This window comes from Wolbachia endosymbiont (group B) of Xanthorhoe designata, assembly GCF_964028585.1.
GTDB lineage: Bacteria > Pseudomonadota > Alphaproteobacteria > Rickettsiales > Anaplasmataceae > Wolbachia.
Map to the genome: position 1 here is coordinate 1,140,260 of NZ_OZ034794.1, position 15,477 is coordinate 1,155,736.

At 33.3% G+C, this 15,477-nt stretch carries 18 protein-coding genes and 2 pseudogenes; 12 read left to right on the forward strand and 8 right to left on the reverse strand.

Annotated elements, in window-relative coordinates:
• Positions 1-30: 30 nt before the first annotated feature.
• Positions 31-1,407 carry a UDP-N-acetylmuramoyl-tripeptide--D-alanyl-D-alanine ligase gene (locus tag ABWU64_RS05560; RefSeq protein ID WP_353279488.1) on the reverse strand — a complete coding sequence of 459 codons (1,377 nt, stop codon included), beginning with the start codon at positions 1,405-1,407 and terminating at the stop codon, positions 31-33.
• A gap of 184 nt (positions 1,408-1,591) precedes the next feature.
• On the opposite strand from ABWU64_RS05560, the gene ABWU64_RS05565 reads away from it, so the two are divergent.
• From ABWU64_RS05565 to mdh, 7 genes are read left to right on the forward strand one after another with little or no spacing between them, the layout of a single operon-like run.
• Positions 1,592-2,326, forward strand: a complete 735-nt coding sequence (locus tag ABWU64_RS05565) for a hypothetical protein (RefSeq protein ID WP_015588282.1) — start codon at positions 1,592-1,594, stop codon at positions 2,324-2,326.
• A 3-nt stretch (positions 2,327-2,329) separates the two neighbouring features.
• Entirely contained in the window at positions 2,330-2,611 is a 282-nt protein-coding gene (locus ABWU64_RS05570; RefSeq protein ID WP_341815684.1) for a hypothetical protein, read from the forward strand.
• Between the two features lie 6 nt (positions 2,612-2,617).
• On the forward strand, positions 2,618-2,986 hold the full coding sequence (locus ABWU64_RS05575; RefSeq protein WP_006014413.1) for an HIT domain-containing protein: 369 nt from the start codon (positions 2,618-2,620) through the stop codon (positions 2,984-2,986).
• Between the two features lie 17 nt (positions 2,987-3,003).
• Positions 3,004-3,357, forward strand: coding sequence for an NADH-quinone oxidoreductase subunit A (locus ABWU64_RS05580; RefSeq protein ID WP_015588279.1), 354 nt, complete (start codon positions 3,004-3,006; stop codon positions 3,355-3,357).
• A complete protein-coding gene (locus ABWU64_RS05585; protein WP_015588278.1) occupies positions 3,348-3,851 on the forward strand; it encodes a NuoB/complex I 20 kDa subunit family protein in 504 nt (167 codons plus the stop codon). Before ABWU64_RS05580 ends, ABWU64_RS05585 begins: the two co-directional genes overlap by 10 nt.
• Position 3,852: 1 nt before the next feature.
• A complete protein-coding gene (locus ABWU64_RS05590) occupies positions 3,853-4,428 on the forward strand; it encodes an NADH-quinone oxidoreductase subunit C (protein WP_264374529.1) in 576 nt (191 codons plus the stop codon).
• Between the two features lie 3 nt (positions 4,429-4,431).
• Positions 4,432-5,376, forward strand: coding sequence for a malate dehydrogenase (gene mdh, locus ABWU64_RS05595; RefSeq protein WP_341815683.1), 945 nt, complete (start codon positions 4,432-4,434; stop codon positions 5,374-5,376).
• 5 nt (positions 5,377-5,381) lie between these two features.
• Here mdh and ABWU64_RS05600 read toward each other — a convergent pair whose 3' ends face one another.
• Genes ABWU64_RS05600 through ABWU64_RS05610 form a run of 3 tightly spaced genes read right to left on the reverse strand, consistent with a single transcriptional unit; the run spans position 5,382 to position 7,240 of the window.
• Positions 5,382-6,170, reverse strand: coding sequence for a TatD family hydrolase (locus ABWU64_RS05600; protein ID WP_353279489.1), 789 nt, complete (start codon positions 6,168-6,170; stop codon positions 5,382-5,384).
• On the reverse strand, positions 6,160-6,648 hold the full coding sequence (locus ABWU64_RS05605) for an RNA pyrophosphohydrolase (RefSeq protein WP_015588274.1): 489 nt from the start codon (positions 6,646-6,648) through the stop codon (positions 6,160-6,162). The genes ABWU64_RS05600 and ABWU64_RS05605 overlap by 11 nt, the downstream gene beginning before the upstream one ends.
• A complete protein-coding gene (locus tag ABWU64_RS05610) occupies positions 6,641-7,240 on the reverse strand; it encodes an AAA family ATPase (protein WP_353279490.1) in 600 nt (199 codons plus the stop codon). Before ABWU64_RS05610 ends, ABWU64_RS05605 begins: the two co-directional genes overlap by 8 nt.
• A 127-nt stretch (positions 7,241-7,367) precedes the next feature.
• Here ABWU64_RS05610 and rsfS point away from each other — a divergent pair, with 127 nt between their 5' ends.
• Both rsfS and tyrS read left to right on the forward strand, forming a co-directional pair.
• Positions 7,368-7,685, forward strand: coding sequence for a ribosome silencing factor (gene rsfS, locus ABWU64_RS05615; RefSeq protein WP_015588220.1), 318 nt, complete (start codon positions 7,368-7,370; stop codon positions 7,683-7,685).
• 230 nt (positions 7,686-7,915) lie between these two features.
• Complete coding sequence (tyrS, locus tag ABWU64_RS05620; protein ID WP_353279491.1) at positions 7,916-9,178, forward strand: tyrosine--tRNA ligase; 1,263 nt, start codon at positions 7,916-7,918, stop codon at positions 9,176-9,178.
• Between the two features lie 102 nt (positions 9,179-9,280).
• Here tyrS and ABWU64_RS05625 read toward each other — a convergent pair whose 3' ends face one another.
• Positions 9,281-10,024, reverse strand: coding sequence for an ankyrin repeat domain-containing protein (locus tag ABWU64_RS05625; RefSeq protein WP_041581520.1), 744 nt, complete (start codon positions 10,022-10,024; stop codon positions 9,281-9,283).
• A gap of 510 nt (positions 10,025-10,534) precedes the next feature.
• Between ABWU64_RS05625 and ABWU64_RS05630 the strand changes: the two are divergent.
• Positions 10,535-10,916, forward strand: a pseudogene (locus tag ABWU64_RS05630) (IS4 family transposase); the annotation flags it as partial.
• A 192-nt stretch (positions 10,917-11,108) separates the two neighbouring features.
• Here ABWU64_RS05630 and ABWU64_RS05635 read toward each other — a convergent pair.
• Positions 11,109-11,540, reverse strand: coding sequence for a hypothetical protein (locus tag ABWU64_RS05635; protein WP_353279492.1), 432 nt, complete (start codon positions 11,538-11,540; stop codon positions 11,109-11,111).
• 469 nt (positions 11,541-12,009) lie between these two features.
• Positions 12,010-13,227, reverse strand: a complete 1,218-nt coding sequence (locus ABWU64_RS05640) for a hypothetical protein (RefSeq protein WP_353279493.1) — start codon at positions 13,225-13,227, stop codon at positions 12,010-12,012.
• 78 nt (positions 13,228-13,305) lie between these two features.
• Here ABWU64_RS05640 and ABWU64_RS05645 point away from each other — a divergent pair, with 78 nt between their 5' ends.
• Both ABWU64_RS05645 and ABWU64_RS05650 read left to right on the forward strand, forming a co-directional pair.
• Positions 13,306-14,325 (forward strand): Mrp/NBP35 family ATP-binding protein, encoded by a 1,020-nt coding sequence (locus tag ABWU64_RS05645; RefSeq protein ID WP_341815678.1) that lies wholly within the window; start codon positions 13,306-13,308, stop codon positions 14,323-14,325.
• A gap of 148 nt (positions 14,326-14,473) precedes the next feature.
• Positions 14,474-14,707, forward strand: a pseudogene (locus ABWU64_RS05650) (IS5/IS1182 family transposase); the annotation flags it as partial.
• Between the two features lie 217 nt (positions 14,708-14,924).
• On the opposite strand, the gene ABWU64_RS05655 reads toward ABWU64_RS05650, so the two are convergent.
• Positions 14,925-15,476: a DNA-3-methyladenine glycosylase gene (locus ABWU64_RS05655; RefSeq protein ID WP_341815677.1), complete on the reverse strand. Its 552-nt coding sequence runs from the start codon at positions 15,474-15,476 to the stop codon at positions 14,925-14,927.
• Between the last annotated feature and the right edge of the window lies 1 nt (position 15,477).

Below are 15,477 nucleotides of genomic sequence, written 5' to 3' on the forward strand. Positions count from 1 at the left end.
CTTAACTTTAAATTAATACAATAGTTTTATTTAATATTCTATTGTGAATTCCTGCACTATAAGGTCCATTCTCATTCCATGAGAACCTTTAACTAAAATTACATCATTATCTTGAACAATATTAGCTAAATTACTTTTCAATTTGTTAGAATCATCGAAATGCATGCCTTTTATATTCTCCGGTAAAAGTTTATTCAATTCTAACATAAATTTACCAACCGTATGAACTTTATTCACATTTTGTTCTACTATAGAGTCAAGCAATTCTGTATGAAATACTATGCTTTCATTACCAAGTTCTAACATATCGCCAAGTAGTGCCGCTTTTCTTAAATTAGAATATGTACCTAAAGTTCTTATTGCAGCCTTCATTGAAGTAGGGTTAGCATTATAGGAGTCGTTAATCAAATGTACTAATTTTCCATTGTATTTAGCTTGATGAACATTACCTCTACCTTCTGTTACAGTAAAATTCTCAAGCACTAGTGGTAATTTAGATAAATCAAGTTCGAGACTTTGCAAAACTGCTGTAACAACTAATGCAGAGTATGCAAAATGTTCGCCTTTTACAGGTAAATTACAGTTCATAATTTGACCATTGTTCAGTTTGATTTTTAAATTTAGACCGTTATCGTCTCTTATTAGGTCTAACAAACAAATAGTAGCACTTTCATTCTTACCAAAGCTTACTACATTTCTGTTAGCATTTGATAAGAGATAATCATAATGTTCATTATCCTTATTCAAAACCAAAGTACCATTATTTTTCATACCATGTAGAATTTCTAATTTCGCTTGCGCAATATCAAGTAGAGATGAAAAATTTTCAACATGCGCAGGTTCAATGTTGGTAATAACTGCAATATCCGGATTGCTAATCTCCGATAACTCTTTTATTTCACCAGCTCTACTCATTCCTATTTCAAGGATTAAGTACTGGCAATCTTCTGGCGCTTTTAGAATCGTAAAAGGCAATCCTATATTATTATTCAAGTTACCTTCATTTACATGAGATACTCCATAATGCAACAAAACAGTGTTAAGCATATCTTTTGTAGTGGTTTTCCCAACACTACCTGTAATTGTGATAACTTTAGCATTAACAAGAATATTTCTAATGTAATATGATGCCATATTATGCAAAGCTTTTAGAGTATCTTGCACAATAATTAGAGGAAAATTTCTATATTTATCTTCGCTTACTACCGCAGCAACAGCTCCTTTTAAAAATGCTTCATGTAGAAAATCATGCCCATCAAATTTCTTTCCCTTGAGAGCAATAAATAAATCACCTTTTTTTATGCTTCTTGTATCCGTTGAAATATTTGAGCTATATACCGAATTACAAACACCCTCCCCTCTTCCGCCAGTAGCATCGATAATATTATTTGCGTTCCATTTTAACATAATTTATCTTTAAAGGTAATTTGAACAAGAAAAGCAGCAAAAATACTACATACTTTGGTAATGTACAAATAATGATTGCTATTTCTATAATTTCATCTTACAATAGATATACAAGCTTAAATATTTTCGTCTATAATTAGGTGTATTTTACCATCTGATTGTAGAAAGTGATTTGGAGGTATGTATGGCAAAAGATGAGTCAAATAAAAAGTCTATTTTGGCTAAGATAAAAGGCGTGTTTTTTCTTGTGCCTAAAGCACTTATTTATCCTATAAAGAAACCGTTTGCTTCAATTGATGAAATGAAGCATGATGCTAAAGTTTCATTAAAAAACGCTGTGAGTGATGTACCTAAAGAAGAAGAGAAATATGACCCACCTATAAAAACCACAGAAGCTAGTAAGTACCTTGGCATACAAATAATAAAACAAGAAAAAGGTAAGGTAAGTTTTTTAGCGTCAAGAACTTTAACGGGGGATATACCTTACTTGAGTCCAGAGAAATTAGATGAAATAAGGGAAGATCTGCCCAATATAACTATTTTTAGAGAAGAAAACAAAATTGTAATTGAAGTTGATGTTGAAAAGATTATCCAAGAAATAAAAGATAAAAATCTAGGTATGGATGAAAAAGTAATGAAAAAGTACGCTCTTGAAGGAATTTATAATAAGATTGATTGTGATCTTAAAAATTTGGCAAAAATTACTGGTGGAGAGTTTAAAGTTCACACAGATCGGAAATTGCTGTATGGTATTGCAGAAAAGTTGTATAGTGGATATGATAGTAAAAAGCAGAAGTCACAGGAAGTTGTAAGGCCTATGGATAAAGAAAAATCATCAGAGAAAATTTTAAATAATTGGCAAAAAGCTATTAAACAAGATTTTGAAAGTTGCGAAAGCATAAGAGGTAGGGGGAAATAAATTATGGAGAGTGTTATGAAAGAAGTTCAAATAGAGGAAAGTTATCATAGCCTAACTGTTCCTGGAGATATGTATCATTTACAACCAGAAGTTATTGCTGCAAGAAGGGCAAATAGAATAGAAACGTTTTCAAAAAGACACCAAATGGACTATGGGTCAGTTTTGCGTGGACAAGATATACAGCTAAAAGACGTTTCAAGTCTTGAAGATGCTTCTAGCGAAGCAGCAATAAGCCCACCTTCTACACCAAATCATAAGCAAAATAGAAGAGGACCAGGAATTTAATAAAGTATGGGTAGTACAGCTTATGATGACACTAATATCTTTGCTAAGATATTAAGAGGTGAGTTGTCTTATGAGGAAATACATAAAAATGAAAATGTGCTAGCTTTTCGTGATAAGTATCCTGATGCACCAGTTCATATTCTAGTTATACCAAAAGCTCAATACGTTTCATACGATGATTTTGTTCTGAAAGCTTCCGAAGAGGAAATAGTAAGTTTTTTTAAAACTGTTAGAGAAATAGCACATAAATATAACTTAGAAAAAACAGGATATAGATTAGTTACTAATCACGGTAAAGATGGAGAGCAAGTTATACCGCACTTTCACATACATATTTTAGGTGGTAAAAGATTAGGAAAGCATGTAAATTCATAGTGTTATATGTTTTTTAAATGAGTGAATATTTAACTATATTAATTTTTATCTGTGTATCAATTGTATTATCCTTTACTTTAGGTGTATTACCTATGTTTCTTGCAGTCAGTAACCCAGATGGTGAAAAGCTTTCTACATATGAGTGTGGCTTTAATCCTTTATCAAGAGCCAGAAAAAGTTTCGACATAAAATTTTACTTAGTTGCAATATTGTTCATAATATTCGATTTAGAAATTGCTTTTCTTTTTCCTTGGGCCGTTTCTTTATCTAAAATAAGCTATTACGGATTTTGGTCTATGATGATATTCCTTGCAATACTTACTATAGGCTTTATTTATGAGTGGTGTAAAGGTGCGTTGGAATGGGAGTAAATTTATCTAATGGCGACTGGAATCGTTACAAAAAAGAAGGTTTTCTTATCACTAAATTTGGTGATTTAATAGATTATATAATGAACTGGGCAAGGTCTGGTTCATTGTGGCCAATGACATTTGGTCTTGCATGTTGCGCAGTAGAGATGATGCACACTGCATCCAGTCGTTATGATCTTGATAGATATGGCATAATCTTTCGTGCAAGCCCAAGGCAAGCAGATGTTATGATTGTTGCTGGCACGTTAACTAATAAAATGGCAGCAGCATTGCGTAAAGTTTATGATCAAATGGCAGATCCCAAATACGTCGTTTCTATGGGAAGTTGTGCAAATGGCGGTGGCTATTATCATTATTCTTACTCAGTAGTCCGTGGTTGCGATAGAATTGTGCCAGTTGATGTGTATGTTCCTGGATGCCCTCCAACTGCTGAGGCGTTGCTATATGGAATGCTATGTCTACAAAATAAAATAAAACGAACTAAAAATATATAGCATGGATAAAACTGCAAAATACATACAAAAAAAGACTAAATGTGAATGTATTCAGAAAAATGATGGCACTATTGTAATATATTCAGCTTTGAATGACATTGAAAATCACTTACTCTTTCTACGTGATGATGAAAAGTGTAGGCTTGAATTATTAGTTGACGTTTTTGGAGTTGATTACCCAGATAGAGAAAAACGTTTCGAGCTAATATACAATTTGCTCAGCGTTGTACACAATATCAGAGTGCACATAAAGCTTCAGTTATGTGAAGGTGATATACCTCTAAGTGTAGCAAAGATATTTAACGCAGCTTCGTGGTTTGAGCGTGAAGTATTTGATATGTATGGAATAGAGTTTTCTGATCACCCAGATTTACGTAGGATTTTAACGGATTATGGATTCAAAGGTCATCCAATGTTAAAAGATTTTCCTCTCACTGGCTACGAGGAAGTAAGATACGATATAGAGGCAAAAAAGGTTGTATATAATCCTATAGACTTACCGCAAGATTTTCGTATGTTTGACAGCTTATCCCCTTGGGAAGGTAGGAAAGCCACAAAAGTAAATATAAAGGAGTAGAAAATGACAGCACAAAGAAAAAAAATATCTTTGATTGGCGCAGGAAATATCGGTGGAACGCTTGCCCATATGATTGCACTAAGAGAGCTAGGAGATATTGTTTTGCTTGATGTCAGCGATGGAATACCACAAGGTAAAGCGCTTGACATTACAGAATCATCTCCTATTGATCGATCTAATGTCAATATTACTGGTACAAATAGGTATGAAGATATAAAAAACTCTGACGCAATTATAATAACTGCTGGCATTGCCAGAAAACCTGGAATGAGCAGAGATGACCTTCTGCAAACTAATGCTGCAGTAATGAAAGAGGTTGGGGAAAATATTAAAAAACATTCTCCAAACGCATTTGTAATAGTGGTTACCAATCCTTTAGATGCTATGGTTTCAGTAGTACACAAATCTTCAAGTCTGCCAACTAATATGATTGTTGGTATGGCAGGAGTGCTTGACTCTGCTCGTTTTCGTTATTTTCTTGCAAGTGAGTTAAATATTTCTGTCGAAGATGTATCTGCTTTTGTGCTTGGAGGACATGGTGATACTATGGTACCACTAATCAATTATGCTTCAATTGCTGGCATTCCACTTACCCAAATCATTGAGATGGGTTTGATTACGCGAGGAAAAGTTGATGAAATAGTTGAGCGCACTCGTAATGGTGGAAAAGAAATAGTTGATCTACTTAAATCTGGATCTGCATACTATGCTCCTGCATCTTCAGCCATAAGCATGCTAGAATCATACTTAAAAGATAAAAGGCGTATATTACCATGCGCTGCTTATCTTAATGGTGAATATGGTGTGAAAGACTTATTCATTGGTGTTCCTACTATTATTGGCAAAAATGGAGTTGAGAAAATTCTAGAAGTTAAGATGGATGATAGTGAACAAGAGATGTTCAATAAATCTGTAAATGCAGTGGAAGAGCTTTGTCGGCTAAATTAATTGTCCTATATAATTTCTTTGAGCTCAAGTTTTGTAAACAGCTTAAAAAAATTATTTGTAGTTATTTTTGCTACTTGTTCCGGCGATTCATTCCATAATTCTGCTAAACAATTCACAACATATTTCACCATTGCCGGTTCATTTTTTCTTCCTCTGTAAGGCTCAGGAGATAGATAAGGTGCATCGGTTTCAACTAAAACACGTTCACGTGGTACATTTTGTGCAATTTCTCTGAGTAAGCTCGCATTTTTAAAAGTAATAATTCCAGAAAATGAAATGTATAATCCCAAGTCCATAGCTTTATAAGCAAGCTCCTTAGAAGAAGCAAAGCAATGCATTACTCCACTAAAAGCGTCTTTCTTCATTTCTGAATTTAACATATCAATCATCTCACTATCAGCATTTCTAGTGTGAATAACTAAAGGTAATCCCGTTACTCTTACTGTTTCTATGTGTGATACAAAACTTTCTTTCTGATAGCTTTTGTTATCAGATTTATAAAAATCTAATCCGGTTTCACCGATACTAATTACCTTTTTGCCCTTAGTAAATTCAATCAATTCATCAGCATTTATACACTCACCTTTTTCCACAGTAGTATTAAGCGGATGTATACCAACGGAGCAGTAGACTTGATCATAGGATGAAGAGATTTTTAATAATTTAGGGATATCATTAATGCTTATACATATGTTATGCAAAATTCTCACACCATTTTGCTCTGCTCTTGAAATTACCTTTGGTATTTCATCACCAGAAAAATAAATTAGATGACAATGAGAATCAATTATCATAAATAGATCCTTTTATGATAGAAGAAAACTCTTCTATCACTTTTTTATAAACTTCTTTTTTGAACGGTATGGCACTGGCTACCAAATCATCTACATTTTGCCAACGCCACTCTTTGAACTCTGGATGATCAGTATAGTTAATATTAATATCCTTATCCTTCCCACAAAATTTCATTAAGAACCACCTTTGCTTTTGGCCAGAATACTTCCCATTCCAGCATGTTGGTATAACTTCCTCGGGTAAGTTGTAGTATATCCAATCTTTATTTTGGGCCACAACTTCTGCTTTATCAGTACCAGCTTCCTCCAATAGCTCACGTAGCGCTGCCTGCTCTAGCTCTTCACCATCATCAATTCCACCTTGTGGCATCTGCCAATAAGAGTCACTATCAAAGCGTTTTCCAATAAAAATATTTCCTTGTTTGTTAAATAACATTATGCCAACACAAGGGCGATACTCTTTCTCTTCACTAATCACAAATGCTCTCTGCTGCTAAATTATCTATCATAGAAGTTCCAACTACTTTTTTACTATTCATTTTTTCAACAATTTTTTTTGCAACTTCTTTTGCGCTTAAGTTTGAGTTATCAATTTTAAGTGAACCTTGAGGCACAAATAGTTTCTTTTCTTTAATTCTTCTCATAGCAAAATCTGAATCAGTAATTTTTCTCTCCCGCTCTCTTCCCTTTGATTGAACGCGCTTTACTAGTTCTCCACTATTACAATATAACACCACAGGGAGAATCTCCACATTCATTTTTTTACTTAAATTCACCACTGATTTGTATACTCTTTGATCATAGTAATCACCTTTTATCAATTCGTTTGTAAATATATAATGCTTTGATTCTATATGGTGTTTTTCCAATATTGCTAACATATTCTCTCTAATCACAAAAATTTTTTCCCATATTTCACTTGTAACCTCAGCATTTCTGAAGTCAATCATATCAAATATAATATTATTAAACAGGTTATTGTCTACTATCACCCCATCAATAATATTACACAGCTCTTTTGCAATCGTAAGTTTGCCACTACCTGGAAATCCGATTAAGTAAATGATCATACCATCAGAAAACTATCATATATTACAAATATATGTATTATAAACGTTACACTAGAAGCATATCAAAATAATTCATATTCAGAAATTTTGAGTGTATAATTACAGATAAATTATATAATTTAGAATAATGAATGGTGATACAGAATCAATAAAAAATACAATTGTAGATTTAATAGATCAAAACAAAGGTCAAGATATAGTTACTTTTGATTTGCAGAATAAAACTGTCATTGCAAAATATATGATCATTGCATCCGGTGATTCGAGCCGCCATGTAAAAGCATTAGCTGAGCACGTGATGAAAAATCTCAAGCAATACGATAAAATAGATGTAGAAGGTATGGATGAAGGTAACTGGGTGATTGTGAATTTTCAAGGTATAATGGTTCACCTATTCAGGCCAGAAGTAAGAGAATATTATAAGATAGAAGAGTTATGGAATTGATTATTCAGGTAGCTGTTATACAATTGCTCAAATGTTGTAGTTTTGAAGGCAACTCTTATGAAGTTGGTGGTGTCATTCCAGTGCTTGACACTGGAATCTAGAAAACTTAATCATAAACGAGCACACTATACAACATTTTTGATGAAATTTCATAATAAACTGGATTCCAGCGTCAAGCACTGGAATGACGCCATCGTTAACAACACCGTTTACACACAAAATAACATATTATGAAACATAAATCCGAGTTTTTAAACTTCATTCAAGAAAGAGGATACCTATATCAATGTACAAACATTGATAGGTTAGACCAGCTATTATCACAAGATAATTATATAATTGCATACATTGGGTTTGATTGTACGGCACCAAGTTTGCATATTGGCAGTCTCATTCAAATCATGATGCTCCGTCACCTACAAAAATTCGGTTATAAGCCAATAGTTCTACTTGGAGGTGGCACAACAAAAATTGGCGACCCATCTGGTAAAGACAAAGCAAGAAGCGTCTTGCCGATAGAAGATATCAATCAAAATATACTTGGTATAAAGAAAACCCTCGAGAAGATGATATCTTTCGATTATGGAAAAACTGGTGCAATCATAGTAAACAACGCAGATTGGTTAGATAACATAAAATATATAGACTTTTTGCGTGATATAGGGACACATTTTTCTGTAAATCGCATGTTAGGCTTTGATAGTGTGAAAATTAGGCTAGATAGGGAGCAAAATCTAAGCTTTCTCGAGTTTAATTACATGTTGTTACAAGCCTATGATTTTGTCGAGTTGAATAAAAAATATGGCTGTTGTCTGCAAATTGGAGGGTCGGACCAATGGGGAAATATAGTAAACGGAATTGAACTTGGCAAAAAGTTAAATTTACCTGAGCTGTTTGGTCTTACCACACCTCTTTTATTAAACGCACAAGGAAAAAAGATGGGCAAAACTGAAAGTGGGGCAGTATGGCTTGATGGCAGTATGCTAAATTCTTATGACTACTGGCAATATTTTCGCGATGTTGATGATCAAGATGTTGGTCATTTCTTGAGACTTTTTACTGATTTACCAATTGATGAAATTAAAAAATTAGAGTCCTTGAAGGATCAAGAAATAAATGAAGCAAAAAAGGTCTTGGCAACAGAGGTAACAAGAATATGTCATGGTGATAAAGAAGCAGAAGTTGCACGACTTACTGCAATCTCTGCTTTTGAAAATCAAGACAGTTCATTGCTTTCTGGTTACACTATCACAAGAGAACAAGTTACAAATGGCATACTCCTGATAGACTTGCTGCATGACACCGGTTTTGAACCTTCAAAAGGTGCAGCAAAGCGTTTAATACAGGGAAATGGATGTAAAGTTAATGATAATACTATAAATGATATTAACTATATAATAAACTCTGAAAGCTTTAAAGGTCAGCCATTTATCAAATTATCTGCAGGAAAGAAACGTCATATTAGAGTTATGGTGGGTGAAGTAAGAAAGTAAATTTGTCTCTGTTCAGCAGAGTGGTAAAGTAAGGTAGGCGAGAAAAGACAATTATAGGGACAAATGGATATCATTGAAACAGCTGACACTGTGGCAGAATCGCTAGGTAACCCTACTATTGCTAGCAGTTTCTTGTGCTAAGATTGGTTTATCAACTTGAGTATCAGGCTTTGACAATTTATATATAGCATTGCCAACTATTAGTGCTGTTGCTGTAATTGCAACTACTGCTATAACTATAGGTATTAACTCAGCTGTAATTGCTCCGGCCGTAAAAAGTGCTATAGATATAGCAGTACCTAATAATGCAGTTACTCCACCGGCAATCCACCCTTTCTTAATTGCTGAACGATTAAGATAGTGTAAAGGAGTCTCTCCCCATATATCTACTGAATTAACATCGGCACCTTTTTTTATTAGAGCATCTACCATGACCATATTGCCACGTAAAGCAGCCCAATGTAAAGGAGCCCTTCTCAATATATCTACTACATTAACATCGGCACCTTCTTTTATTAGAGCATCTACCATGACCATGTTGTCACATAAAACAGCACCACATAAAGGAGTCTTTCCTCCCGCACCTTTTTCATTAACATTTGCACCTTTTTCTATGAGAGCGTTCACTATATTTTCTAGGTTACAGAAAGCAGCTAAATGCAAAAGAGTCACTTTTTCACCATCTTTAAACACATAATTTATATCAAAGCCAGACTTTTCCCACTTTTCATATTCCTTTGAATATCTTTTCAGCTCATTTTGTATTTTTTCAATTACGTTATCTTTGCTTAAATCTTTGTCAACATTAACTAAACTCAATAATTCGTGCCAATTTGAAATTTCCATTGCCACAACCTTACCTTTAATTTTCAATAATATATTTAATTATATGATAAGAAGTCAATTTAAATAAATTACACATACATGGAACTTATCAGATAAATATATAATATGAACTAGATTTCAGCGGGCTTTGTTGCATCACTATCTATAAAAGGCTAACTATACAAGCAACTTATTGAAAATCTTATTTTTTGCAATCAATCCGATCAAATTTAAGAATAGTAATTTATTGTTTGTACTAGTAAATTTAATTCTACTTAAAATAGCTAAAGCATTGAAATTCTTGAATTCTAGCTAGATTAGTGAATGATAGTAAAACTTCTTTTACTTAAATTTAGATATTTACTGACTGTCCTTACTATAAATGCTAGAATAATAAGCTATTGATATTCAACATTTTTATCTTTTATCCACCGTAGATAGCGATGCAACAAAGCCCAATGGCGTCAACTTAAGGAAAGATGTTAAGGAGTAAAATACTGTAAAAAATAGGACCTTTGGTTTCTATTTTATTTCAATAAAGAAGATATCAGTAAAGCTTGTCTATTAAGGTGTCACATAGAGGAGTGCTATAAACGACTCAAAGTAGAAGCAGAATTAGAGAATTTTTCTGGGATAAATTTAGAAACAAGAATTTTGTGCAAACTTGGTCATGTGCAATACTTCATATGCGTGATGCACAAGAACCTTGGAACCCAGATCAAATTGCTGAGTATCGTTTAAATTTTTCAGTTTTATTTGGTGTAATGAGACAGAAACTTTATCAGGTGCTTATTAGCACCAAAAAACTTTCAAACCCTTTTTAAAATACGCACTAAAGTTAACGTGAAGATTGTATAGCCGCAATAAAGTAGATAAGCCTAAACGCCATAATGTCTTTAGGAGAGCTTGCTAATTTATTCTCTTAAGTTAACGCCATTGCCTGAATAGATACATAAAAAAGTAGTACTTGCAAGAAAGAGTTACTTAAGAAATTAATTAACTTTGCTATTTTCTCTAACATACCTAGAAGAAATAGATACATTATCTAATGCAGTCCTAATACTAGCATTGTTCTCATTAACAACTACAGCTAGCTCACAAGCATTCAAAGTATATCTACCATATGGAAACAGTACAGTTCAGTAAATGCACCTTGTAGCATGCTACTATTTTTAGCTCGTATTAAAATAGAATTGACACATTCATTATTACCTTTATATATAGCAAAGGCAAATGGTTTAATGACATACGTCACGCCTGGAAGCTGCACAATATCTTTAGAAGTAAGGATATTTCGTAGTGTATCACTATTTTGAACTCGTATTAAAATAGAATTGATACATTCGTTATTGCCTTTATATATAGCAAAGTTAAGTGGCGTTAAAGTATACGCTATAATATTTAAATACTGTGCAATATTTCTAGAAGCAAGAATATCTTGTAATATACCATTTTCTTGGGCTTTTGTTAAAATAACATTAATATACCTTCCCTTATTATGATGTATGGCAAAGCCAAGCGATGTTAAGGTGTACATCAAACCATTTTGATAGTTTATAATATTTGCAGTAGTAAGAATATCTTGTAGTATACCATTGTTTTGAGCTTGTTCTAAAATAGAATTAACACATTCATTATTGTCTCTATGTATAGCTAGGCTAAGCAGTGTTAAAGTGCGTCCTCCATCTGTTGGAAATCGTGTAGTATATCAAGTGATATAGAACTTTTAGTAAATCATTTCTTGAAGCTGCTTTCAAGATATTACTGATGCTCCTTCCATTCCATATGGATCTTTTTAGCTAAAAATACAAATCTTTTTGTTTTCATGTTAAATTTTGATGATTTAGCATATTTTTGTAACCTCGCTTTAAAGTCAATGTAGTTTAATTATTAAAATTAATGTGTCAATATACACCAGAGTGATATTAAAGGATTTTTGATGAGTAGAAGTAACCTCTGTGCAAAAAGTTCCTTATGAACCTGAGCGTTCAGGAAGGACAAGGTAATCAGAAAGTAATTCTATTTACTTGTAGTCTAGGAGGAATAGATACATTATCTAATGCACTACTAATCCTAGTATTCCTTTCATTAATCGCTGCAGTTGGTTGAAAAGTGGCACAGATATATCGTGGTATGTCATTAATTCGTACTATAATAGAATTAATACATTCAATATTACCTTTATGTATAGCGATGCCAAGTGGCGTTAAGCTGTACGTCTGATCAGTTGGAGATATTACAGCATTGTGATTAGCAAGAATATCTTGCAATATACCACTATTTTGAGCATGAGTTAAAATCGAATTAATATGTGCATGATTACCCTCATGTATAGCAAAGCCAAGTGATGTTAAGCTATACGTCCAACCATCTGGAGAATACAAAGTATTTTTAGCAGTAAGAACTTCTTGCAGCTTACCATTATTTTGAGCTTGTCTTAAAATAGAATTAACATATTCATTGTTATTTCTATATATAGCAAGGCCAAGCAATGTTAAAATGTATGTCCAACTATTCAGAATATCTTGCGATACAACATTATTTTGAATCATTGTTGAAATGTAGTTACAAAATTCCTTATTATTTTCATATATGGCAAAGCTAATTGGTGTTAAAATATGCGTCAGACCATCTGAAAATTGTAAAATATTTTCAGCAATAAAAACGCCTTGCAGCATATCATTATTTTGAGCTTTTTCTAAAATAGAACTGATACATTCTTTATTACCTTTATATATAGAGAAACTGAGTGGTGTTAAAGCATACTCCATAGTATTGAAATACTGTACAATATTTCTAGCAGCAAGAATATCTTGTAGTATTCCACTGTCCTGGGCTTTTGTTAAAATATCATTAATATATCTTGGCTTATTGTGATTTATAGCAAAGCCAAGCGATGTTAAGGTGTACATCAGACCATCTTGATAGTTTATAATATTTTCAGTATTAATAATCTCTTGCAGTGTACCGTTATTTTGAGAATGTATTAAAATAGAATTAACGCATTCGTCATTACATTTGAATATGGCGAGGCTAAGTAGTGTTAAAGTGCGTTCCCCACCTCTTGGAAATCGTGTAGTATATCCTATTGTAAGAACTTTTAGTAAATCATTCTCTGAGGCTACTTTCAAGATATTATTAATTCCCCCACCATTTGATATTACCTTTTTCAACTTAAAATGCAAATTTCGTTGTACTTGTGTTAAGTTGTTATCATTTAGCATATTCTTGTAACCTCGCTTTAAAGTCAGTGCAGTTTAATTATTCTATGTTAGTATACACCAATAGAAAAAATTCATCATATGTTCTGGAAAAAATTTACACAGGTTAATGAGGAAATCGTAAGAGAGAGCCTAAAAAAGGTTATAGAGAAGAAAAGTGGTAAGAATGTTGGTGTAGTATCCTCAATTGTTATTAAGGGTAAAGATGTTGCTTTTGCTCTTGAAGTTACTGAACCAAATGAAGAATTAAGAAAAAATTGTGAGCAAGCTGTTAAGGCGATACCGGGAGTAGGAAAGGTTACTGTAGTTGCTACTGGTCAAAAACAAGCTAGGCAACAAAAAGCTAAACTTCATATCGAAGGAGTGAAAAATATAATTGTCGTTGCTTCTGGTAAAGGAGGTGTGGGTAAGTCGACAGTTGCACTAAATCTAGCTCTTTCGTTAGCAGAATTAAAACATAAAGTTGCGCTAGTTGATGCAGATATATATGGTCCTTCGATTCCTAAAATGTTGGGCACTGAGAAATTAAAACCAGAAATACAGAGTGGTAAAGCAATGCCTATAGAGAAACATGGTCTCTATACTATTTCAATTGGCTATTTTATTGATAAGGACCGCGCAGCAATATGGCGTGGACCTATGATCACAAAAGCACTTTACAATTTGCTAATGGGAACAAGGTGGTCTGATATAGAATATTTAATCATTGATACACCGCCTGGCACTGGCGATGTACATTTAAGTCTGATGGAGAATTTTAGTTTAACTGGAGCAATAATAGTTTCAACTCCACAGGAGCTTGCTTTAGTTGATGCACAAAAAATTTATGATATGTTCACAAAGCTCAGCGTGCCAATTATCGGCATTGTGGAAAATATGAGCTATTTTGTTCAAGATAATTCAAAAATACACATATTTGGAAAAGGTGGTGCAAAAAAAATGTCTGAAGAGCTGGGAGTCAAACTCTTGAGCAGAGTTCCTCTAGATCCGCAAATATGTAGTGCTTCTGATTGTGGAAATCCTTCAATACTAAGTGAGGATTTAGTAAGGATTTATGAAGGCATTGCTAAAGATGTTAGGTCTTTTGTATGCAGTCTATAAAGTTTTTTAAACTACTTTTAAAATAGGTAGAATGTAATTTTAGGTGAATAAAATATTTTAAATGGCAGCAGCTACCTCGTATCTGGACAGACAATAGACTTCTTGGATAACTTAAGAAACAAGTAGTAGAAGCAATATTAGAGAAGGTATAAATTTTGAGCAGGTAAGTAAACTTGATGAAGAGAAGCTTCGAAGACTAAGAGGAGTAAAAAGAAAAACATTGGAAAAATAATAGAAATTTTAATAGAGGAAGAGGCCAAGAAAAAGGCAAGAGGAGGAAAACCAAATAAACAATGCATATTTATTAATAGCACTCGAATATTTGTGTAAATACCGTACATATTTCCATATAGCGCAAAGCTATGGAATAAGTGAAAGTTCTTGCTAACGGCTGAATAGAAGATGCATTGATAAAACATCCAGATTTCAGGAAGATAAAGAGCTATTAAAGTTAAATAGGAGTATGCAAAAGTTTTATAAAAAGGGAATGTTCAACTCCCCCATAGAAGATCAAAAAGTATCCTTAGGTTATCCAAGAAGTCTATTGTTGGTAAACATAAAAGGCCTATTTGCCTTTTTATCTAGTTTATGCAGGAGGTCTAATATTTATTGTTGAGTGTGATTTTAGGCATTTCTGCTAAAACGCAACTTTTAAATCGCCAAAATTTCTCCTTGCCTTTACTAATTCCGATTCTTGGAGTGCACACATAATCTGGTTTGAGGTGATATTCATAGAGACAAAATTCATGACTTATAGTAAGGTCTTGTTTATTATGTTCTTTTGTAATGTTTAATTTTTTGCACAGTATGCCTGGCCCGCCTAAATTTGCTTCAAGCGGTTCAGTGAGCTTTAATCCTCGTATTAACACTGCTGCTGGGAATCCTTCTGCTTCTGTTACAATATTTAGACAATAGTACATTCCATATATAAAATATACGTACGAAAACCCTGGCGTACCAAACATTACTGAGGTTCGATTAGTATAGCCTCTTGCTGCATGACAAGCTGGGTCATCCATTCCTATATACGCTTCAACTTCAGTTATTATTCCACTAAAATGAGAAAATTTCAGCATCTTCCCTAGCAGCTCCCCAGCTACGGTTAAAGTTGGCCGTTCATAGAAATTTCTTGGTAATATTGTGTTATTCATC